Genomic DNA, 21,187 nt, shown 5'->3' with positions numbered 1-21,187 from the left:
TCATGCCAGCATGGGATAGCTGAGCGCGGTGAAGTGAATCAGGTTCAGGCCGAAGTGCGCCAGCATGGCCGCTTGCAGGCCGCCGCGGCGGTAGGCCAGGCCGTAGCCCGCGCCGGCCGCGGTGGCCAGCAGCGCCCAGGCCCAGCCGCCGGCCCAGTGCACCAGGCCGAAGGCGACCGCGGCCACCGCGATCGCGGCGGCATCGCCCCAGCGCCGTTCGCGCCAGCGCCGCATCAGGCCTTCCTGCAGGTAACCGCGGAACAGCGCTTCCTCGGCCAGGGTCACCAGCAACAGGTTGTTCAGCGCCCATAGCGTGCCCCAGGCAGGCCATTTCGGTGCCCAGGCGACCAAGCCCAGCACATAGGCGATGCCCAAACACAGCAGCGCCGCGCCCAGGCCGGCCGGCAGCGCGGCTTTGAACCAGTCGACCGGCGGCCGCGCGCGCTGCGCGCCGCCCCAAACCAGCAGCAGCCAGAACCCGACCAGCGGCTTGTCCAGGTTGAGGTACATGCTGAATTCGATCGCGTCGGCGGTGATGCGCGTGGGCGGCACCGCCAGTGCGTTGTGGAAGCCCGGCGCGACGTGGAAGCCCAGCGCCAGCGCCACCAGCACGAACAGCGCATGCCCGCCTATGCGCGCCGCGCGCGCCCGCGTCGGCGCGATCATCCAGCCGGCCAGGGCCAGCAGCGCCAGCGCGATCAGCGCGCGCGCGTCGAGCTGGCCCAGGGCGAAGCCGGCCGCGCCCGCGGCCGCGAGCAGCGCCAGGCTGGCAGCGCGCAGCTTGGGCCACCACAGCAGCAGCGAGGCCAGCGCGAGCAGGGCCCAGGGCAGGTGGGCGAGAGGCGTGAGGTGGTCGGACAGCAGCGAAGGCAAACGGGGGCGTCCTTGCGGGGTTTCGGTCAGGCGGAACGGGCGTTGCGCTCGCGCGCGACCTGCGCGGCGCGTGCGCGCGGGCCGTGGAAATACTCGTGCGCCCAGGGATGGTCGAGCTGTTCGATCTCGGCCATCGGCGCGCAGGCGATCACTTTCTTGTCGGCCAGCACCGCGATGCGGTCGCAGATCGCGTACAGGGTGTCCAGGTCGTGGGTGATCAGGAACACGGTCAGGCCCAGCGCCTGCTGCAGGGTGCGGATCAAACGGTCGAACGCCGCCGCGCCGATCGGGTCCAGGCCGGCGGTGGGTTCGTCCAGGAACAGCAGCGGCGGGTCCAGCGCCAGCGCGCGCGCCAGGCCGGCACGCTTGCGCATGCCGCCGGACAGCTGCGAGGGCAGCTTGTTGATCGCGTCCGCGGGCAAGCCGGCCAGCTTGACCTTGAGCAGGGCCAGCTCGTAACGCAGCGTGTCGGGCAGGTCGCCGTGATACTCCTTCAGCGGCACCTGCACGTTCTCGCCCACGGTCAGCGACGAGAACAGCGCGCCGTCCTGGAACAGCACGCCGGTGTTGCGCTCGATCTCGCGGCGCCGCGCCGGATCGTCGCTGCGCGCGTCGATGCCGAGCACTTGGATGTCGCCTTCATCGGGCCGGCGCAGGCCCAGGATCGAGCGCATCAGCACCGACTTGCCGGTGCCCGAGCCGCCGACCACGCCGATGATTTCGCCGCGGCGCACGTCCAGGTCCAGGCCGTCGTGCACGGTCTGTTCGCCGAAGCGGTTGACCAGACCGCGCACGCGGATGATCGGCGCGCCGTCGTCGGCAGGCGCGGGATGGGGGGCGTCGTCGGCGCGGGCGTGGCTCAGAACCCGACCTCCATGAACCAGATCGCGGCGAAGGCGTCGATCACGATCACCAGCGAGATCGCCTGGACCACGCTGGAGGTGGTGCGTTCGCCCACCGACTGCGCGGTGCCCTGCACCTGCAGGCCTTCCAGGCAGCCGATCAGGCTGATCAGCAGGGCGAAGATCGGCGCCTTGGACAGGCCCACCAGCACGTGGCGCAGCTCCATGGTGTCGTGCATCCGCGCCAGGTACTGCTGCGGCGGAATATCCAGGTTGTAGGCGCCCACGGTCAGGCCGCCGAGCAGGCCGGCGATCATGGCGATGAAGGTCAGCAGCGGCAGCATCACCAGCAGCGCCAGCACGCGCGGGATCACCAGCAGGTCGATCGGGTCCATGCCCAGGGTGCGGATCGCGTCCACTTCCTCGCGGCTGACCATGGCGCCGATCTGCGCGGTGAACGCGCTGGCGGTGCGGCCGGCCAGCACGATCGCGGTCAGCAGCACGCCGAACTCGCGCAGGAAGGCGATGCTGACCAGTTCGACCACAAAAATGGTGGCGCCGAAGTCGCGCAGGATGGTCGCGCCCAGGAACGCCACCACCGCGCCGACCAGGTAGCACAGCAGCGCGATCAGCGGCACCGCATCCAGGCCCACCTGCTCCATGTGGTGGACGGTGGCGGTGGGGCGGAAGCGGCCGGGCTCCTTGAACAGGCGCAGCATCTTGACCAGGGTTTCGCCGAAGAAGGCGACCAGGGCCAGCACTTCCTTCCAGTTGTCGGTGACCGCGTAGCCCAGGCGCGCCAGCGCCGCGTAGACGCCGTACTCGCGCTTCTTCTTGGGCCGCTCGTCGGCCACGTCCTCGATCGCCACGACCAGGGCGCGGTGCGCTTCGTGGAATTCGAAGGCGTCGAAGTCCAGCTCGCGCCGGCGCGCGAAGCGCATCAGCTGCAGCACGCCCAGCGAGTCCAGCCGCTCCACGCCGGTGGCGTCCACGCTGACCTCGCCCGCGGGCGCGCCGTGCAGCGCGGCGGAGATGGCGTGCGCGTGGTCCAGGGTCCAACGCCCGGAAAGGCGCAACCGCGACGGCGTCTGGGCGTCGGCGGCGATCTGCGGCGCGTGCGTGGACGGTTCGGTCATAGGGCCTCGGGGCGCAGGATACAGGCTAGCCATGGCCAGGTGAGCAAGTTGTGGGCTTGGGGGCGGATAGACCTCGGTGTCATGCCTGGATGCAGCCCTGGGTTTCCGCGTTCGCGGGAACGACGGTGGGTGGGGCGCGGCGAATTCCACAACCGTCATTCCCGCGAACGCGGGAATCCAGTGGCTTCAGCGGCATGCCTCCCATCGCCCTGCTTCGATGAACCAACATCGCCATGCGACGGCAGCGTTGCGCCCACGCCGCCTATCCGGCCGTCCCAAACCGGCCGGCGCATGCGATGCTTTCGCGCATGTCCACGCCCGCCCCTTTGAGCGCGACCAGTTACGCCGCACGCATCGCGTTCGTGGTCGAGCTGGCCGAGCGCCTGCACGCCTACGGCACCACCGCCCAGCGCCTGGAGGGCGCGGTCACCGCGGTGGCGCAACGCCTGCGCCTGGAATGTGAGCCCTGGTCCAACCCCACCGGCCTGATCCTGACCTTCAGCGATCCCCACCGCGCGCCCGGCGAAAGCGACACCACCCGGGTGATCCGGATGCCGCCGGGCGAGAACGACCTGTACAAGCTCAGCGAAACCGACCGCATCGCCGAAGACGTGATGGCCGGCCGCCTGGACCTGGCCGCGGGCCACGCCGCGCTGCAGGCGCTGGACCGGCCGCGCAGCGCGCGCTGGCGGGCGATGCAGGTGATCGCCTTCGGCCTGGCCGCGGCGGCGGTGGGCGCGCTGCTGCGGCTGCCGTGGCTGGACATCGCCGTGGCCGGCGTCAACGGCCTGATGATCGGCCTGCTGATCGAACTGTCCGGCATGCGCCCGCGCCTGAAGGAAGCGGTGGACGCGGTGGCGGCGATGCTCGCCGCGGGCATGGCGGTGCTGGTGGCCAGCTTCGTCGGCCCGCTCAACCAGAACACCGTGATCATCGCCTCGCTGATCGTGCTGCTGCCCGGCATGGCGCTGACCAATGCGGTCAACGAACTCACCAGCCAGCACCTGGTCTCCGGCACCGCGCGCTTCGCCGGCGCGCTGACCACGGTGGTCAAGCTGGCCGTGGGCACCATCATCGCCCTGTACCTGGCCGACCTGCTCGGGCTCAAGCCGCTGATCCAGGCCTCGCGGCCGCAGCCGGCCTGGGTGGAGTGGGTGGGCCTGGCCCTGGCCGCCTACGCCTTCGCGGTGCTGTTCCGCGCCCACCGCAGCGATTACCCCAAGGTGATGGCGGCCGCGGCCGGCGGTTATCTGATTTCGCGCTTCGCCGGCGAGGCCTGGGGCAGCCCGGCCGGCATCTTCCTGGCCGCGCTGTGCCTGACCGCGGCCGGCAATGCCTACGCGCGCTGGGGCAAGCGCCCGGGCGCGATCGTGCGCGTGCCCGGCATCATCATGCTGGTGCCCGGCAGCGTGAGCCTGCGCGGCCTGCTGACCCTGATCCAGCAGCAGGACATGGAGGTCGGCCAGGACGCGGTGCTGGCGGTGATCAACATATTGCTGGCGCTGATCGCCGGCCTGCTGTTCGGCAATTTGTTGCTGCCGGCGCGGCGGAATCTCTGAGCCGAACAGGGCGAAATAATCGGCCGCATATCGGACGGGTCGGCCAGATTTATCCCGTAGATAATCCAGGAAACGCAAACAAAAACGCCGGCTTGCGCCGGCGTTTTCGCAAGCGGGCCTTAACGGCTCACTTGATCAGGAATTCGTCGAGCTTGCGGCCGGCGCCGGTGTAGGCGGCCAGCCAGCGCGGCTGCTTGCCGCGGCCGGTCCAGGTCTCGCCGGTGTTGGCCGGATTGCGGTACTTGGGGGCGACCTTGCCCAGCGGCTTGCGCGCCTTGCGCGCGGCGGCCGGCTTGGCGGCGGCGGACTTGGCCGCACGCGGGGCGGCGCCGTTGCCGAACAGCTCGGCGATGTCGTAGCCCTCGGCCTTGGCCAGCTGGGTCAGCTTCTTGCGCACCGTGGCGATCGGCTTGCGCTTGTTCAGCGTGGTCTTGCGCTTTTTCGCCTGCGCGATCAGCGATTCGAGTTCTTTCGCGGACAGCGAGTTCAGGTCGATCGACATGGAGCCTCCGGAATAATGGGGGTGGATAATCGGCCGGTCCATGGCATGCCCCCGGATAATAATCGGGGGCGCGCGCGGCGTAAATCTCCCTGGGGGTTTTCCCAGGGGGTGCGGGGGTTTGCCGGGGGACTTAGGCCGGCTGGCCCAGGCGCTGGAACAGGCGCTCGCGGTCCAGGTTTTCGGCCTCGGCGGCGCGGCGCTGGCGGTATTCGTAGGTGCCCGCGGCCAGGCCGCGTTCGGACACCACGATCCGGTGCGGCACGCCGATCAATTCCATGTCGGCGAACATCGCGCCCGGGCGCAGGCCGCGGTCGTCGAGCGCGGTTTCCACGCCGGCGGCGTTGAGGTCGCGGTACAGCGCCAGCGCGGCCTCGGCCACGGCGGCGTCGTTCTTGGGGTTGATCACGCAGACCACGGCCGCCCACGGCGCCATCGCCTCGGGCCAGCAGATGCCGGCCTCGTCGTGGTTCTGCTCGATCGCCGCGGCGACGATGCGCGACACGCCGATGCCATAGCAGCCCATGGCCGGGGTGGCGGCCTTGCCGGTTTCGTCCAGCACGGTCAGCTTCATCGCCTCGGCGTACTTGCGGCCCAGCTGGAACACGTGGCCGACCTCGATGCCGCGGGCGATGCCCAGGGTGCCCTGGCCGTCGGGCGAGGGGTCGCCGGCCACGGCGTTGCGGATGTCGGCGACCTCGCCGGGTTCGGCCAGGTCGCGGCCCCAGTTCACGCCAGCCAAGTGGTAACCGTTGTCGTTGGCGCCGACCACGAAGTCGGCCAGGGCCGCCACGCTGCGGTCGGCGATCACGCGAATCGGCTTGGCCGGCGCGACCGGGCCCAGGAAGCCCGGGTTGGCGCCCAGGTGCTCGAGGATTTCGGCCTCGGTGGCCAGGCGGTACTCGCCCAGACCCGCCAGCTTGGACAGCTTGATCTCGTTGACCGTGTGGTCGCCGCGCACCAGGGCCAGGGCGAACTGCGGCTGGCCTTCGCCGTCGGCGCCGACGATGGCCACCGACTTGACCGTGCGCTGCAGGGCGATGCCCAGCAGCGCGGCCACGTCCTCGCAGGTCTTCTGGGTGGGCGTGTCGACGCGGCGCAGGGCCTCGGCGGCGGCCGGGCGCGGGCCGGGCGAGACCGCCTCGGCCAGTTCCACGTTGGCGGCGTAATCGGAGCCGTCGGAGAAGGCGATGGCGTCCTCGCCGGAGTCGGCCAGCACGTGGAACTCGTGCGAAGCGCTGCCGCCGATGGCGCCGGTATCGGCGAATACGGCGCGGAACTTCAGGCCCAGGCGGGTGAAGATGCGGCCGTAGGTGTCGTACATGTTGCGGTATTCGCGGCCCAGGTCCTCGTCGCTGACGTGGAAGGAATAGGCGTCCTTCATCAGGAATTCGCGCGCGCGCATCACGCCGAAGCGCGGGCGGATCTCGTCGCGGAACTTGGTCTGCACCTGGTAGAAATTCACCGGCAGCTGCTTGTAGCTGGCCAGTTCGGTGCGGGCGAAGTCGGTGATGACTTCCTCGGCGGTGGGGCCGTAGCAGTACCAGGCTTCCTTGCGGTCCTGGATCTTCAGCAGCTGGCCGCCGAACTTCTCCCAACGCCCGGTCTCCTCCCACAGTTCCTTGGGCTGCACCGAGGGCATCAGCACCTCGATCGCGCCAGCGGCGTCCATTTCCTCGCGCACCGCGCGCTCGACCTTGCGCAGCACGCGCAGGCCCAGCGGCGACCAGGTGTACAGGCCGGCGGCGAGCTTGCGGATCATGCCGGCCTTGAGCATCAGCTTGTGGCTGACGATTTCGGCTTCGGCGGGGGTTTCCTTGCTGGTATGGAGGTGGAACTGCGACAGACGCATCGGCGGGGGCTGGGCAAGTAGGGAAGCGGCCATTTTGCCGTGCGCGGGGCTTGGGCGCGAATGGGGTGGGGTAAAAACCTGCCTGGCCGAGGCTCAGGGGCCTCTTGAGTGGCTTTGCGTTTTGCTCCCTCCTTTGAAAAAGGGGGAGAGCGTGCGTTTGCGAACCGCAGGTTCGCGCACGGTCGAGCGCCGGCAAGCCCAGCTTGCCGGCTGGGCGGGCTGGGGAGGATTTGCTTTTTTCGCTCGGATGGCGGCGGGGCGCCAAAGAGCAAATCCCCCTCCGATCCCCCTCTCTTTTAAAGGGGGAGGCAGGTTCGGAGAATTGCTTGGGAGCGGCGCGGACGCCGCTCGCGACTGCTCGTTACTGAGCCGCCGGCACCGCCGGCTTGCAATATGCCGCCACCGAGGCCTCGGCCAGCTTGGTCTGCGCGGCGCGCTGCTCGGAGGTGAACACCGCGTCGGCCTTGCCGTCCTTGTCGGCGTCCAGGCCCAGCGGGGTGGTGCCCTGCAGCTGCTTGAGGTTGGTGCGCGCGGTGGTGCAGTCGGCGCTTTCGGCGGTCTTGGCCTGGGTGACCGAGGGCGTGCCGGTCTTGGGCACGATCAGGCGGCTCTTGGCGTTGCCCTGGTTCGGCGGCGGCGAATCGGAGTAGTGGGTGACGCCGTTGGCGTCCTTCCACTGGTACACCTCGCCGGCCAGGGCGGGCAGCGCCAGCGCGCACAGCGCGGCGCCCAGCCACGTCGAACGCAGCGCACGGGCGAGGGCAGGGGGAATGGGGCGGGTCATGGTCGGCTCCGGGCAGGACGGTGCTGGAACGGGTATTGCGGGGGAATGCCGATTGCAGCACCGCGCCGCCGCGCAGGCAAGCGCTACACTTCGGTTATGGAACCCATGCCTACGCCTACGCCCCGACCGCGCGGACGCGGCATCTATTTGCTGCCGAATCTGTTCACCACCGGCGGCCTGTTCGCCGGTTTCTACGCCATCATCGCCGCCACCCAGGGGCGCTACGGCACCGCCTGCGTGGCCATCTTCATCGCCGCCATCCTGGACGGCGTGGACGGCCGCGTCGCGCGCCTGACCAACACCCAGAGCGAGTTCGGCGTGCAGTACGACTCGCTGGCCGACCTGATCAGCTTCGGCCTGGCGCCGGCCCTGGTGATGTTCCACTGGGCGCTGGAGTCGATGAAACACGACGGCCCCATGCCCGGCAAAATCGGCTGGATCGCCGCCTTCCTGTACGCCGCCTGCGCCGCGCTGCGCCTGGCGCGGTTCAATTCCCAGGTGGGCCAGGTCGACAAGCGCTGGTTCATCGGCCTGGCCAGCCCGGCCGCGGCGGGGCTGGTGGCCAGCTTCGTCTGGACCTGCGACGAACTGGGCTGGACCGGCGAGGAGCTGCGCTATTTCGCCCTGGCCGTGACCGTGATCGCCGGCCTGCTGATGGTCAGCCGGCTGCGTTACTTCAGCTTCAAGGGCGGCGGCCCCAAGCACGACCGGGTGCCGTTCCTGGCGATCCTGATCGTGGTGGTGGTGGTGATCGCCATCGCCATCGATCCGCCCAGCGTGTTGCTGCTGATCTTCGCGCCTTATGCGCTGTCCGGGCCGGTGTACGCGCTGTACCGGCGTGCGCGCCGGCTGCCGCCGGCCGACGTGGGGACGTCCCCGTGAGTTTGTGGAGCGCGCAGCAGCGCGAGTGGCTGCAGGCGCTGGGGCATCCGGCGATGGTGCTGGCGGGCGCCGAGCCGGTGCGGGCGGCCGAGCCTGCCCCTGTGTCGCCGCCGCCGCGTGCGTCGGCACCGGTTGCCGCGCCCGCGCGCGCTGCGGCGCCGCCCGCGTCCGCCGCCCAGGACCCGTTGCTGCGCGCGGTGCTGCGCGCGGCCGGCGTGCGCGCCGGCGAGGCGCCCGACAGCCAGGTGCTGGCCCTGTACGACGCGGCCGCCCTGCGCGGTGCGCCCGCGGCCAAGCGCGCGCTGTGGCCGCTGCTGCGCGGCCTGCGCCGGAGCCGCCGCAGGTGAACGCGCTGGCCGCCGACCTCGACCGCGAGGCGCCGGCCGCCGGCCTGCGCCCGATGCGCGAGGCCGACCTGGAGGCGGTGCACGCGATCGAGATCCGCGCCTACGAATTCCCCTGGACCCTGGGCATCTTCCGCGACTGCCTGCGCGCCGATTATCCGTCGTGGGTGCTGTACCGCGGCGAGTGCATCCTGGGCTATTTCCTGATGAGCCTGGCCGCCGGCGAGGCGCACGTGCTCAACGTCTGCGTGACGCCCGACGAACAGGGCCACGGCCACGGCCGTCGCCTGCTGCTGGCGCTGCTGCAGATCGCGCGCGGCCGCGGCGCTGAGCGCGTGTTCCTGGAAGTGCGCCCGTCCAATCCCAACGCGATCGCGCTGTACCACGCCGAGGGTTTCAACGAGATCGGCAGGCGCCCACGCTATTACCCGGCCCGCGATGGGCGCGAGGACGCGCTGGTGATGGCGATGGAGCTGCTGCCGCCCGAGGCGCCGTAACGGGTCGAACGCTTCCTGTAGGTACTGCGCAGGCTGCGGCCGCGAACCCGCAACTACTGCGACGTCCCCACCAGCCTTGGGGTAGGAGCTGCGCAAGCTGCGACCGCGAACCCGCGATTACGACGAACGCTCCGGTCTCTGTGAGATCTGCGCCTTCTGTAGGAGCGGCGTGAGCCGCGATCAGCTCCGAGCTCGCGAAGGAGTGTGGGTGTGCTGCTTTGAAGCAACAGCAACAGCTTCCGTCCGCAAGCGGCCGGGTTACTTTCTTTTGATAAGCGTCAAAAGAAAGTAACCAAAGAAAAACGCTACGCCAGAGCTCCCGTGCGAGAACGGAGTTGGCGCCGGGATTTTTCGATAGGCCATCCCTGGCCTAGCGAAAAACGGCACACATCCTGTGCGCCGCCCTCCGGGTCTTCTGTTGGCGCAGCGAGTTCGGCGCTCGAGCGAGGATCAAGAGCATTCGCGCTTTGCGCTCACCCCCTCACCCTAGCCCTCTCCCGCAAGCGGGGTGAGGGGCGGCGCTTGCGAGCCACTGGCTCGCGCCGCACCGAACGCCCGACCGCTATGCGGTCGGGCCGGGGTGCTGGTTGAAGTCGGCGGTGATGATGCCTGCTTTAGCCCCTCTCCCGCTTGCGGGAGAGGGGTTGGGGTGAGGGCCGCTTTGGGCTCGAAAGCCGGCCAGCCTCAGCCCAGCTTGTCCCGCTGCGCCTGCAAGGCCTCCAGCTGCTGGCGCCAATCGGCCAGGCGCTTGCGCTCCTGTTCGACCACCGCCGCCGGGGCGTTCTGCACGAAGGTTTCGCTGGACAGCTTGCCCTCGCATTTGCCGATCTCGCCCTGCACGCGCTTGAGTTCCTTGTCCAGCCGCGTACGTTCGGCGCCCAGGTCGACCAGGCCTTCCAGCGGCACCAGCAGGGTCAGCTCGCCGACCACGCCGGTGGCGGCGGCCGGGCTCGCGGCGCCCGCGGCCAGCGCTTCCACGCGCTCCAGGCGGGTCAGGAAGCGCAGCTGCGAATCGAAGCGCGCCGCGCGCGAGCGGTCGCTGTCGTTGCCGCCGGACAGCAGCAGGGTCACGGTCTTGCCGGGGGCCACGTTGAGCTCGCTGCGGATCTTGCGCAGCGCGGTCACCATCGCCTTCAGCCACTCCACGTCGGCTTCGGCCGCCGAGTGATCGGCGCCGGTGTCGCCGGCCTGCGGATACGGGCGCAGCATCACCGTGGTTTCGGCGATGCCCAGCTTGGGCGCCACCTGCTGCCACAGCTCCTCGGTCACGAACGGAATCAGCGGGTGCAGCAGCGACAGCAGGCGCTCGAGCACGTACAGCAGGGTGTGGCGGGTGCTGTCGGCGGCGGCCTGGTCCTCGCCCTGCAGCGCCGGCTTGGCCAACTCCACGAACCAGTCGCAGAACTCGTTCCAGGCGAACTCGTACAGCGCCTGCGCGAGCAGGTCGAAGCGATAGGCGGCGAACTGCGTGTGGGCCTCGGCCGCCACCTGCGCCAGGCGCGAGAGGATCCAGCGCTCGGCGTCGGTCTTGGGCTGCGGCGCGCCGCTGTAGCTCGCGCCTTCGGTGTTCATCAACACGAAGCGGGTCGCGTTCCACAGCTTGTTGCAGAAGTTCTTGTAGCCCTCGGCGCGGCCCAGGTCGAACTTGATGTCGCGGCCGGGGCCGGCCAGCGCGGCCATGGTGAAGCGCAGCGCGTCGGCACCGAAGGCCGGAATGCCGTCGGGGAATTCCTTGCGCGTGGCCTTTTCGATCTTCGGCGCGTCCTGCGGCTTCATCAGGCCGGTGGTGCGCTTGCTCACCAGCGCCTCGGCGGTGATGCCGTCGATGATGTCCAGCGGGTCGAGGATATTGCCCTTGGACTTGGACATCTTCTGGCCGTCCTTGTCGCGGACCAGACCGGTGATGTAGACGTCGCGGAAGGGCACGCGACCGACCAGCTCGTCGGTCATCATGATCATGCGTGCGACCCAGAAGAAGATGATGTCGAAGCCGGTGACCAGCACGCTGGTCGGCAGGGCGACATCGAAGCCCAGTTCGCCCATCTGGTCTTCGTTGGGCCAGCCCTGGGTGCTGAACGGGAACATGGCCGAGGAGAACCAGGTTTCCAGCACGTCCGGGTCCTGGACCAGCTCGATGCCGTCCTTGACCTTCTCGTAGTTGTCGCGGCCCAGCTTGGCCAGCAGCAAGGCGTGCGCGGACGCCTCGGCTTCCGCCTCGGTGCGCGCGACCACCTCGCCGATGAGCAGGGTGAAATCCGTCTCGCCCGAACGCACGTTCCAGGCCGGAATGCGGTGGCCCCACCAGAGCTGACGCGAAATGGTCCAGTCCTGGATGTTCTCCAGCCAGTGGCGGTAGGTGTTGATCCAGTTCGACGGCACGAACTTGATCTGGCCCGACTCGACCAGTTCCAAGCCGCGCTGGGCCAGCGTGTCCATCTTCACGAACCACTGGTCGGTCAGGTAGGGCTCGATCACCTGGCCGCTGCGGTCGCCGCGCGGCACCTGCAGGCGGTGCGCCTTGACCTCCACCAGCAACTCGGCCACGTCGAGGTCGGCGACGATCATCTTGCGCGCCTCGAAACGATCCAGGCCGCGGTAAGCCGCCGGAATGTACTTCTCGACGATCGCGGCCATGCCGTGTTCGCTGAACAACGCGAAATCGTCCGCGTACTGCTTCTGCTGCGGCGTGGCGCTGTCGAAGTCGATCTTGGTGAAGTTCGGGTCGGCCGACGACAGCACATGCTTGAGCGCGGTCGGGCCCGCGGCGGTCCAGACCGACGCATCGGGCGCGAAGACGCTGATCGACAGCAGCGAATGGCGCAGGCCCACCGCGTAGTCGTTGAAGTCGTGCGCAGGGGTGACCTTGACCACGCCGGTGCCGAACGCGCGATCGACGTAGTCGTCGGTGATGACCGGGATGCGGCGGCCGGTCAGCGGCAGGTCGACGAACTTGCCGTGCAGCGCCGTATAGCGCTCGTCCTGCGGATGCACCATCACCGCGGTGTCGCCGAGCATGGTTTCCGGCCGGGTGGTGGCGACCACCACGTAGTCGCGGGTCTCGCGCAGGACCTCGTTGCCGTCGGCGTCGCGCTCCACGTATTCGTAGGTGACGCCGTCGGCCAGCGGGTAGCGGATCGACCACATGTGGCCGTTCTCTTCCTCGCTGCTCACTTCCAGGTCGGAGATCGCGGTCTTCAGCACCGGGTCCCAGTTGACCAGGCGCTGGCCGCGGTAGATCAGGCCCTTTTCGTGCAGGCGCACGAAGGCTTCGGTGACCGCATTGGACGCCATCGGGTCCATGGTGAACACGCTGCGCGACCAGTCGCCGCTGGCGCCCAGGCGGCGCATCTGGCGCTCGATGGTGTCGCCGGAGTGCTGCTTCCACTCCCAGACCTTGCCGATGAAGCGGTCGCGGCCGAGCGAGTCGCGGGTGTCGCCCTTGCCTTCGATCGCCAGGTTGCGGCTGACCACCATTTCCGTGGCGATGCCGGCGTGGTCGGTGCCCATCTGCCACAGCGTGCGATAGCCGCGCATGCGGTGGTAGCGGATCAGCGCGTCCTGCAGCGTGTGCTGGAAGGCGTGACCCATGTGCAGGGTGCCGGTGACGTTCGGCGGCGGCAGCAGGATGGTGTAGGCCGGGCCCTCGCCGCGCGGCTGGAATACCCCGCTGTTCTCCCATTGCGCGTACAGGCGGGCTTCGAACTGCTTGGGGTCGTAGCTGGAGACGAGGGACATAGGGCGGGGGCTCGTGATTCGTGATTCGTGGTTCGTGATTTGCAAAAGCTCGCAATTTGCAAAAGCTGATGCCGGGCTTCCGCTTCTGCTCGTCATCCCCGCGAAGACGGGGGTCCAGAGACTTCAGCGTCGTGCCTGGATGAGGCCCTGGATCCCCGCCTTCGCGGGGATGACGGATCGGGGCCATGCCGGCCGCCGTCGTTCCAAAGCCTCGAATCCGACTGCTACATATCGTGCTTCTTCAACTCGAAGCCGCGGGCCTGGTACTGCTTCCAGCGCTCGCGCAGCGGGCCGCGCGCGTCGGCGTCGGCGGGCACCACTTCCAGCACGCGGTCGAACGTGCCCTGCACGGCTTCCGGGCGCAGGTTGATGACCAGCGGGCGCAGCGCGGCGTCGGTGTCCGGCGCGCTGATCAGCACGTCGGCCTCGTCCTCGTCGACGTCGGCGCCGGCGATCTGGTGCGGGATGTAGACGTCCTCGCCCATGTCCCACAGCAGGTCGTCCAGCGCCTCGGCCTGGGCCGCGTCGCGGGCCAGGATCAGCGTGGACAGGCCGGCGTCGCAGGCCTTGCGCGCCAGCTCGCCCACCAGCCGCAGCGGTTCCTCGCGGAAACGCGCGGTGGTGATCAGGTAGAAGTCGGCGCGCGCCACCGGCTGCAGTCCGCGGAGCTCAGGCCGTGCGGTCCAGCAGCCACTGGCTCAGCATGCCGACCGGCCGGCCGGTGGCCAGGCCGCGCTTGCCTTCGTCGTTGGCCACGCCGGCGATGTCCAGGTGCGCCCAGCGCTGGCCTTCGGTGAAGCGCGCCAGGAAGCAGCCGGCGGTGATCGCGCCGGCCCAGCGGCCGCCGATGTTGTAGACGTCGGCGAAGCTGGATTCCAGCTGGGTCTGGTACTCGTCCCACAGCGGCAGGCGCCAGGCGCGGTCGAACACCTGTTCGCCGGCGCCGAGCAGCTCGGCGGCCAGGTCGTCGTCCTTGCTCATCAGGCCCGAGGCGTACTTGCCCAGCGCGACCACGCAGGCGCCGGTCAGGGTGGCCACGTCGAGCAGGGCCTGCGGCTCGAAGCGCTGTGCGTAGGTCAGCGCGTCGCACAGGATCAGGCGGCCTTCGGCGTCGGTGTTGCCCACTTCGATGGTCTTGCCGGACATGCTGGTGAGCACGTCGGAGGGGCGGTAGGCGTCGGCGTCGGGCATGTTCTCCACCGCCGGCACCACCACCACCAGGTTGATCGGCAGCTGCATGCCCACCGCGGACACGAAGGTGCCCATGACCGTGGCCGCGCCGCACATGTCGAACTTCATTTCCTCGATGCCGCCCTGCACCTTGAGGTTGATGCCGCCGGTGTCGAAGGTGATGCCCTTGCCGACCAGCACGTAGGGCTTGGCGTCGCCGCCGTTGTTGTACTTGAGCACGATCAGCTTGGGCGGGTTGGCCGAACCGCGCGCCACCGCCAGCAGCGAGCCCATGCCCAGCGCCTGCATCTGCTCGCGGTCCAGCACTTCGCAGCTGGTGGTGGGGAAACGCGCGGCGAAGGTCTGCGCCTGCTCGGCCAGGTAGGCCGGGTTGCAGATGTTCGGCGGCAGGTTGCCCAACTCGCGGGCGAAGGCCACGCCGGCGGCCACGGCCTGGCCCTGGGCCAGGGCGGCGGCATCGCTGCCGGCGATCGACAGCCGGCGCAGGCCGGGGTCGTCCTTCTTCTTGCCCAGGGTGGCGGTGTAGCGGTAGCAGGCGTGGTCGGCGGCGATGGCGGCCTGGCGGATCGCCCAGGCGGCGTCGCGGCCGGCCACCGGCGCTTCGGACAGGGTGAAGACCGCGTGTTCGACCGGGCCCGACTTGAGCGCGCGGGCGGCGTCGGCCGCGGCCTTGAGGTACTGCGGGACGCCGAACTTGCCGGCCTCGCCCAGGCCCACCACCAGCACGCGCGGCGCGGTCACGCCGGCCAGATCGTGCAGCAGGGTGGTCTTGCCGGTCTTGCCGCTGACGTCGCCACGCTCCAGCAGCGCGCTCAGACGGCCGCCGCTGGCGGCGTCCAGGGCCTGGCCGGCCGCGGTCAGGCTGCGGTCGGCATAGGCGCCGACCACGATGCAATCGGTCTTGACGGCGGCGGGCGCATCGCGGTTCAGGTCGAATTCGAGGGTCATCCAACAGATTCCCGAGTCAAAGTGCAGCGAAAGGAAGTGAGTTCCGTACAATCGGGCGGCTTCCGGGGCTGCGGCCGCGGGCTAGGCGCCCGTTGCCGGCTGTCCCGCGCCGTCGAACGAACCCCCGAGTTTAACGCAAGCCCCGTCACGATGCCGAAGCCCCATGCCCAAGCTTGACCGCTACTTGCTCAGCGAATTCGCCCAGGCGACCTTCGCCACCCTGACGGTGCTGCTGATCGTCAGCATCGGCGGCGCCTTCACCGACGTGCTGGGCGACATCGCCCGCGGCCGGGTGCCGGCGGGGATGATGCTGGCCCAACTGGGCCTGGTCCTGCTGAAGTGGCTGCCGCTGATCCTGCCCTTGTCGCTGATGCTGGGCCTGATGCTGGCCGTGGGCCGGCTGTACCGCGACTCGGAAATGCCGGTCATCGCCTCGATCGGCGTGGGCCCCAAGCGCCTGCTCAAGCCGCTGCTGATGGTGGTGGCGCCGATCGTGCTGGTGGTGGCGGCCTGCTCGCTGTGGCTGGGCCCCTGGGCCGAGCGCCTGTCCAAGCAGATGATCAGCGAGGCCAACCGCAACCTGATCGTGGCCGGCCTGGAGCCGGGCAGCTTCACCGAGCTGCCGGGCGGGCAGGGCGGGGTGATCTACGTGGGCGCCATGTCCAATGACGGCAGCCGCTTCCAGCGCGTGTTCGTCTACCGACAGGGCGAGGACCGGCGCGAGATCACCACCTCCAACGACGGCGTGCTCAACGTCGACGCCGACGGCAACCGCTACCTCACCCTCAATAACGGCTTCCAGGTCGAGGGCCCGCGCGACAACGGCCTGGATTTCCGCATGATGCATTACGCCAGCAACGAGCTGCTGCTGCCGGCCGGCGAGACCAAGTTCGACCCCAAGAATCCGGAACTGATGGGCACCCTGGATCTGCTCGGCGACAACCGCCGCGAGGCCGGCGCGCAGCTGCACTACCGCCTGGCGCCGCCGCTGCTGACCCTGGCCTTCGCCCTGATGGCCATTCCGCTGGCGCGCAGCATGCCGCGCCAGGCGCGCTACGGCCGCATCCTGATGGGCTTCCTGGCGTACGTGATCGGCATCAACCTGATGATCGCCGGCACCGGCTGGCTCGAGGACGGCAAGATCGCGCTCGGCCTGGGCCTGTGGTGGCTGGTGCTGCCGGCCTTGGCGCTGGCGCTGTGGCTGTACTTCGGCGACGGCCGCCTGCGCCGCGCGAGGGCGCTGGCATGATGCCGTTTCCGAAAATCCACGACGTCTACGTCGGCCGCATCGTGCTGGGCACGGTGCTGCTGACCTGGACGGTGATGATCGGCCTGGACGTGATGCTGGGCTTCGTCAGCAGCGAGCTCAGCGACATCGGCAAGGGCAACTACGGCCTGGTCGAAGCGCTGACCTACATGCTCTACACCATCCCGCGCCGCGCCTACACGCTGTTCCCGACCTCGGCGGTGATCGGCGCGCTGATGGCGCTGGGCCAGTTGGCCGCGAGTTCGGAGCTGACCGCGCTGCGCGCGGTGGGCCTGTCGCGCCGGCGCCTCAGTCTGGCGGTGGCCGGCGCGCTGACCGTGCTGACCCTGCTGATGGTGATCAACGGCGAAACCCTGTCGCCCTGGGCGCAGCGCAGCGCCGACGCGCTCAAGGCCTCGGCCAAGTCCAAGAACATGATCGTGGCCCAGTACTCGGGCCTGTGGGCGCGCGAGGGCGATTTCATCCTCAACGCCGGCAGCGGCCAGGACCGCAGCAACGGCCAGGACAGCTGGCTGGAACTGCGCGACGTGTTCTTCTACGAGTTCGCCCAGGACGGACGGCTGAAGTCGGCGGCGATCGCGCACATCGCCGAGCACCGCCCCGGCGGCTGGACGCTGCGCGACGTGACCCGCACCCGCTTCGGCGAGAAGTCGGTGACCCAGGAGCACGTGAAGCAGGAGCGCTGGGAATCCAAGCTCGACGGCGCGGCGCTGATGGCCGGTTCGGAGCGGCCGCGTTACCTGAGTTCGGCGGCGCTGGCGCATGCGGTGGCCTACCGCGAACGCAACGGTCTGGATGCCGGCGAGTTCAAGGAGCACTACTGGGGGCGCTGGTTCTACCCGGTCAACGTGCTGGCGCTGTGCTTGGCCGCGATCCCGTTCGCGTTCGGCGCCCTGCGCAGCGGCGGCATGGGCAAGCGTTTGTTCGTCGGCATCGTGTTCGCGCTGATGTTCTGGCTGCTGCAGACCCAGTTCGTGAAGCTGGCCAGCGTGTACAAGTTCGACTTCCGCCTGGCCTATCTGATGCCTACCGTCATCATGGTCGGCGTCTCCGCCTTCCTGTTCAAAAAGCGCTCGGGCTAACGGGGCCGCTGCCGTCGTACGCGCCGCTCCCCTGGGCTTCCGCCTCTGCTTGTCTTCCCCCTTGTAAAAGGGGGATTGAAGGGGATTTGCTTTTAGGGGCAACAGCAACAGCTTCCGTCCGCAAGCGGCCGGGTCACTTTCTTTTGATAAGCGTCAAAAGAAAGTAACCAAAGAAAAACGCTGCCCCAGAGCTCCCGTGCGAGAGCGGAGTGGGCGCGGGGATTTTTCGATGGCACATCCCTGTGCCAGCGAAAAACGGCGCACCTCCTGTGCGCCGCCCTCCGGGTCTTCTATTGGCATGGCGAGTTCGGTGCCCGAGCGAGGATCAAGAGCATTCGCGCTTTGCGCTCACCCCCCTCACCCTAGCCCTCTCCCGTGAACGGGAGAGGGGGCGCATCCGCCGCCGCTGTTGCTTTAGCCCCTCTCCCGCTTGCGGGAGAGGGGTTGGGGTGAGGGCAGCTCGCAAGCCACTAGCTCGCGCCGTACACCCGATCGCCCCGTCAGCCCCGCTTAGGCTCCCGCACCATCCGCGTCCCGCTAACCCGGTCGTGCCAAGTCAGCCGATCGCGGTCCAGCCACGCCCACCAGAATCCCAGGCCCCCGGCCAGGGTGGACGCCGTGGCCACGACATAGCGCAGCAACAGCGCCTGGAACCCCGGCGCCGCGCCATCGGCGCCGACGATGCGCAAGCGCCACGGCCGCATGCCCAGGGTCTGGCCGCCGCGGCGCCAGCTCAGCAGCGCGTAGGCCCCGGTGATCGCCCAGCAGCACAGCCATAGCAGCCACTGCAGCGCGCTCAGCGGCGCGATGTTCTCGCGCGCGGCGTGGCCGGACAGGATGTAGCCGACGGTGAACGCGGCCGAGACCAGCATCCACAGCGCCAGCACCGGCCAGAAGTCGTAGAGCAGGGCCAGCAGGCGCCAGCCGATCAGGGCGGCAGGGCGGGCGGAAGCGGGTGCGGCGGTGTCGGTCATCGCAAAAGCATAGCGGCCCGGCGGCGCCGACCGTAGCGCGCGCTTGCGCGCGACGCCGCCGCTGGGGGAACCTTCGCGGCGATGAGTTCCGCCAAGCCGCGTAAATCCACCCCCGCCGAGCGCCGCAGCCTGGCGATGTCGCTGCCGCCGCTGCCCGACGCCGACCAGAGCGCTATCGCCGCGTTCCTGGATGCGATCTGGGCCGAGAGCGGGCTGGCCCAGCAGACCCTGGACAGCTACCGCCGCGACCTGGAGGGCCTGGCGCGCTGGCGCGGCGGACGCGACGGCGGCCTGGCCGGCGCCGACCGCGCGACCCTGTTCGACTACCTGGCCTGGCGCGCGCGCGAAGGTTATTCGCCGCGCAGCAACGCGCGCCTATTGTCGGCGCTGCGCGCCTTCTATGCCCTGCGCCTGCGCCGCGGCGAGCGCAGCGACGACCCGACCGCGCTGCTGGAACCGCCGCGGCTGCCGCGCTCGCTGCCCAAGGCGCTGGCCGAAAGCCAGGTCGACGCGTTGCTGGCCGCGCCCGATATCGACAGCCCGCTGGGCCTGCGCGACCGCGCCATGCTGGAACTGATGTACGCCGCCGGCCTGCGCGTGAGCGAACTCGTGCACCTGCCCGCGACCGCCGTCAACCTGCGGCAGGGTGTGCTGCGCGTGACCGGCAAGGGCGGCAAGGAGCGCCTGGTGCCGCTGGGCGAGGAGGCGCAGCACTGGCTGGAGCGCTACCTGGCGCAGTCGCGCCCGGTGCTGGCCGGCAAGCGCGCGCTGGCGCCGTTGTTCCTGGGCACCCAAGGCGAAGCGCCGAGCCGGCAGCAGTTCTGGCAACTGGTGAAGCGCTACGCCGGCGCCGCCGGCATCGACCCTGCCCGCATCAGCCCGCACGGCCTGCGCCACAGCTTCGCGACCCACTTGCTCAATCGCGGCGCCGATTTGCGCGCGCTGCAGATGCTGCTCGGACACAGCTCCCTGTCGACGACGCAGATCTATACCTTGGTCGCCCGCGAGCAGCTGAAGCAGCTGCATGCGAAGCATCATCCGCGCGGGTAGCAGGCCTGATTCGTTGTTCGCGCTGTTGCCTGCGGCGTCGCGTGCCCTCACCCCAACCCCTCTCCCGCAAGCGGGAGAGGGGCTAAAAGCGACAGCGTCGGATCAGTCCCCTCTCCCGCCTGCGGGAGAGGGCTAGGGTGAGGGGGTGAGCGCGCAGCGCGAATGCTCTTGATCTTCGCTCGGGCCCCGAACTCTCTGTCCCAATAGAAGACCCCAAAGGGCGGCGCACAGGATGTGCGCCGTTTTTCGCTGGCACAGGGATGTGCCATCGAAAAATCCCCGCGCCAACTCCGCTCTCGCACGGGAGCTCTGGCGAAGCGTTTTTCCTTGGTTACTTTCTTTTGACGCTTATCAAAAGAAAGTGACCCGGCCGCTTGCGGACGGAAGCTGTTGCTGTTGCTTAAGAGCAAAAGCAAATCCCCCTCAATCCCCCTTTGTCAAAGGGGGAAGACAAGCAAAGGGCGAAGCGGAAGACTGGGCATGCGCCGTCGTTGCGGATTCGCGGTCGCAGCTTGCGCAGCTCCTACAAGGGGTTAGTGTGCCTTGCGTGATGGTTGGGGGCGTGGTCGCGGCCGCTCCCCTGACCGCTGTCGCCTGCTTTAGCCGTCACCCCCAACGTCGCAAAACCGCCAACCCCGTCGCGCTCGTCCGCCCTGGGGGGCGGGCGGCCCGGCGCCCCTGGTGGCCGGCCGTGCGACAATCGCGGAACCCCTTCCTCGCCGTGCGGTCCAAGCCCACGACGACCCGACCCTAGGACCCGATCGATGAAGTACGCCTTGTTCGCCGTGCTCGGAGCGCTCAGCCTGTCGGCCTGCGCCGAGGCCCCCAAGCCCGCCGCCGAGGCCAAGGCCCCCGCCGGCCAGGCCGCCGCGGCCCAGCCCGCGGCCGCCAAGGCCGCCGCCGGCACCCCGGACGCGCGCGCGATCGAAGCGATCCGCGTACTCAATTCGCGCGTCACCGTCGAACGCGTCGGCGCCGCGCCGCTGCCGGGCTTCCGCGAGGCGATCGTCGCCGGCCAGGTGGTCTACGTCAGCGACGACGGCCGCTACCTGTTCCTGCCGGGCCCGGGCGGCGCCCTGTTCGACACCACCGCCAAGAAGAACCTCAGCGAAGTGGCCCTGGCCGGTATGCGCAAGGAGGCCCTCAAGGTCATCCCCGCCAGCGAGCGCATCGTGTTCGCCCCGGCCAATCCGAAGTACACCGTGCAGGTGTTCACCGACGTGGAATGCGGCTACTGCCGCAAGCTGCACAGCGAGATCGCCGAGTACAACCGCCAGGGCATCGCCATCGAATACCTGGCCTTCCCGCGCGCCGGCATCGGCAGCCAGGATTTCAACAAGATGGTGTCGGTGTGGTGCGCGCCGGACCGCCGCAAGGCCCTGACCGACGCCAAGAGCGATCACACGGTGCCGAACAAGAACTGCAAGAACAGCATCACCATGCAGTACGACGTGGGCCAGCGCGTGGGCCTGACCGGCACGCCGATGATCCTGGCCGCCGACGGCACCCAGCTGGGCGGTTACGTGCCGCCGGCCGCGCTGCGCGAGGCCCTGGACAAGCTGGCCACCGACGGCAGCGCCAAGCCGGCCGCCACCGGCCCGGTGGACGCGGTGCCGGCCACCACCGCCGGCGGGGCCTGAGCTTCCGCGGCCCGGCCGCCGGGCCGGGTCCG

At 69.4% G+C, this 21,187-nt stretch carries 18 protein-coding genes; 8 read left to right on the top strand and 10 right to left on the bottom strand.

The window, feature by feature from the left end:
- Genes DX914_RS12630 through DX914_RS12620 form a run of 3 tightly spaced genes read right to left on the bottom strand, consistent with a single transcriptional unit; the run spans position 1 to position 2,884 of the window.
- On the bottom strand, positions 1-873 hold the full coding sequence (locus DX914_RS12630) for a CPBP family intramembrane glutamic endopeptidase (RefSeq protein WP_196778900.1): 873 nt from the start codon (positions 871-873) through the stop codon (positions 1-3).
- Positions 874-899: 26 nt separating this feature from the next.
- Positions 900-1,736 (bottom strand): ABC transporter ATP-binding protein, encoded by an 837-nt coding sequence (locus DX914_RS12625; protein WP_115860168.1) that lies wholly within the window; start codon positions 1,734-1,736, stop codon positions 900-902.
- The gene (locus tag DX914_RS12620; protein WP_425480685.1) at positions 1,733-2,884 is read right to left on the bottom strand and encodes an ABC transporter permease; all 1,152 of its coding nucleotides are present in this window, start codon (positions 2,882-2,884) and stop codon (positions 1,733-1,735) included. Before DX914_RS12620 ends, DX914_RS12625 begins: the two co-directional genes overlap by 4 nt.
- 275 nt (positions 2,885-3,159) lie before the next feature.
- Here DX914_RS12620 and DX914_RS12615 point away from each other — a divergent pair, with 275 nt between their 5' ends.
- Positions 3,160-4,410 (top strand): threonine/serine exporter family protein, encoded by a 1,251-nt coding sequence (locus DX914_RS12615; protein ID WP_115860166.1) that lies wholly within the window; start codon positions 3,160-3,162, stop codon positions 4,408-4,410.
- A gap of 127 nt (positions 4,411-4,537) precedes the next feature.
- Here DX914_RS12615 and DX914_RS12610 read toward each other — a convergent pair whose 3' ends face one another.
- The 3 genes from DX914_RS12610 to DX914_RS12600 form a co-directional block, all read right to left on the bottom strand.
- On the bottom strand, positions 4,538-4,912 hold the full coding sequence (locus tag DX914_RS12610) for an H-NS histone family protein (protein WP_115859478.1): 375 nt from the start codon (positions 4,910-4,912) through the stop codon (positions 4,538-4,540).
- Positions 4,913-5,042: 130 nt separating this feature from the next.
- Positions 5,043-6,761, bottom strand: coding sequence for a proline--tRNA ligase (locus DX914_RS12605; RefSeq protein ID WP_115859477.1), 1,719 nt, complete (start codon positions 6,759-6,761; stop codon positions 5,043-5,045).
- Between the two features lie 361 nt (positions 6,762-7,122).
- Positions 7,123-7,545 (bottom strand): DUF4124 domain-containing protein, encoded by a 423-nt coding sequence (locus DX914_RS12600; protein ID WP_115859476.1) that lies wholly within the window; start codon positions 7,543-7,545, stop codon positions 7,123-7,125.
- 105 nt (positions 7,546-7,650) lie between these two features.
- On the opposite strand from DX914_RS12600, the gene pssA reads away from it, so the two are divergent.
- Genes pssA through rimI form a run of 3 tightly spaced genes read left to right on the top strand, consistent with a single transcriptional unit; the run spans position 7,651 to position 9,268 of the window.
- Entirely contained in the window at positions 7,651-8,427 is a 777-nt protein-coding gene (gene pssA, locus DX914_RS12595; RefSeq protein ID WP_425480696.1) for a CDP-diacylglycerol--serine O-phosphatidyltransferase, read from the top strand.
- A complete protein-coding gene (locus DX914_RS20385; protein WP_425480684.1) occupies positions 8,424-8,774 on the top strand; it encodes an alanine acetyltransferase in 351 nt (116 codons plus the stop codon). Before pssA ends, DX914_RS20385 begins: the two co-directional genes overlap by 4 nt.
- A 53-nt stretch (positions 8,775-8,827) precedes the next feature.
- Positions 8,828-9,268 (top strand): ribosomal protein S18-alanine N-acetyltransferase, encoded by a 441-nt coding sequence (rimI, locus tag DX914_RS20380; RefSeq protein WP_196778925.1) that lies wholly within the window; start codon positions 8,828-8,830, stop codon positions 9,266-9,268.
- 684 nt (positions 9,269-9,952) lie between these two features.
- On the opposite strand, the gene DX914_RS12585 is transcribed toward rimI, so the two are convergent.
- The 3 genes from DX914_RS12585 to DX914_RS12575 all read right to left on the bottom strand — a co-directional run bounded on the left by DX914_RS12585 (position 9,953) and on the right by DX914_RS12575 (position 15,142).
- On the bottom strand, positions 9,953-13,003 hold the full coding sequence (locus DX914_RS12585) for a valine--tRNA ligase (RefSeq protein WP_115859473.1): 3,051 nt from the start codon (positions 13,001-13,003) through the stop codon (positions 9,953-9,955).
- A gap of 224 nt (positions 13,004-13,227) precedes the next feature.
- Positions 13,228-13,653 (bottom strand): DNA polymerase III subunit chi, encoded by a 426-nt coding sequence (locus DX914_RS12580; protein WP_115859472.1) that lies wholly within the window; start codon positions 13,651-13,653, stop codon positions 13,228-13,230.
- Positions 13,654-13,672: 19 nt separating this feature from the next.
- A complete protein-coding gene (locus DX914_RS12575) occupies positions 13,673-15,142 on the bottom strand; it encodes a leucyl aminopeptidase (RefSeq protein WP_115859471.1) in 1,470 nt (489 codons plus the stop codon).
- Between the two features lie 163 nt (positions 15,143-15,305).
- On the opposite strand from DX914_RS12575, the gene lptF reads away from it, so the two are divergent.
- Together lptF and lptG are read left to right on the top strand one after the other, a co-directional pair.
- Positions 15,306-16,391: an LPS export ABC transporter permease LptF gene (gene lptF, locus DX914_RS12570; RefSeq protein ID WP_115859470.1), complete on the top strand. Its 1,086-nt coding sequence runs from the start codon at positions 15,306-15,308 to the stop codon at positions 16,389-16,391.
- Positions 16,388-17,491 carry an LPS export ABC transporter permease LptG gene (gene lptG / locus DX914_RS12565; RefSeq protein ID WP_115859469.1) on the top strand — a complete coding sequence of 368 codons (1,104 nt, stop codon included), beginning with the start codon at positions 16,388-16,390 and terminating at the stop codon, positions 17,489-17,491. The genes lptF and lptG overlap by 4 nt, the downstream gene beginning before the upstream one ends.
- Before the next feature lie 500 nt (positions 17,492-17,991).
- On the opposite strand, the gene DX914_RS12560 is transcribed toward lptG, so the two are convergent.
- Positions 17,992-18,465, bottom strand: a complete 474-nt coding sequence (locus tag DX914_RS12560; protein WP_115859468.1) for an RDD family protein — start codon at positions 18,463-18,465, stop codon at positions 17,992-17,994.
- Positions 18,466-18,546: 81 nt separating this feature from the next.
- Here DX914_RS12560 and xerD point away from each other — a divergent pair, with 81 nt between their 5' ends.
- Both xerD and DX914_RS12550 read left to right on the top strand, forming a co-directional pair.
- Complete coding sequence (gene xerD, locus DX914_RS12555) at positions 18,547-19,515, top strand: site-specific tyrosine recombinase XerD (RefSeq protein WP_115859467.1); 969 nt, start codon at positions 18,547-18,549, stop codon at positions 19,513-19,515.
- Between the two features lie 764 nt (positions 19,516-20,279).
- On the top strand, positions 20,280-21,155 hold the full coding sequence (locus tag DX914_RS12550; RefSeq protein WP_115859466.1) for a DsbC family protein: 876 nt from the start codon (positions 20,280-20,282) through the stop codon (positions 21,153-21,155).
- Positions 21,156-21,187 lie beyond the last annotated feature (32 nt).

It is taken from the genome of Lysobacter silvisoli (assembly GCF_003382365.1).
In the GTDB taxonomy this organism is placed as follows: domain Bacteria; phylum Pseudomonadota; class Gammaproteobacteria; order Xanthomonadales; family Xanthomonadaceae; genus Lysobacter; species Lysobacter silvisoli.
Note: the sequence above shows the minus strand (reverse complement) of the source record. Positions and strands in the feature narration are given on the sequence as shown.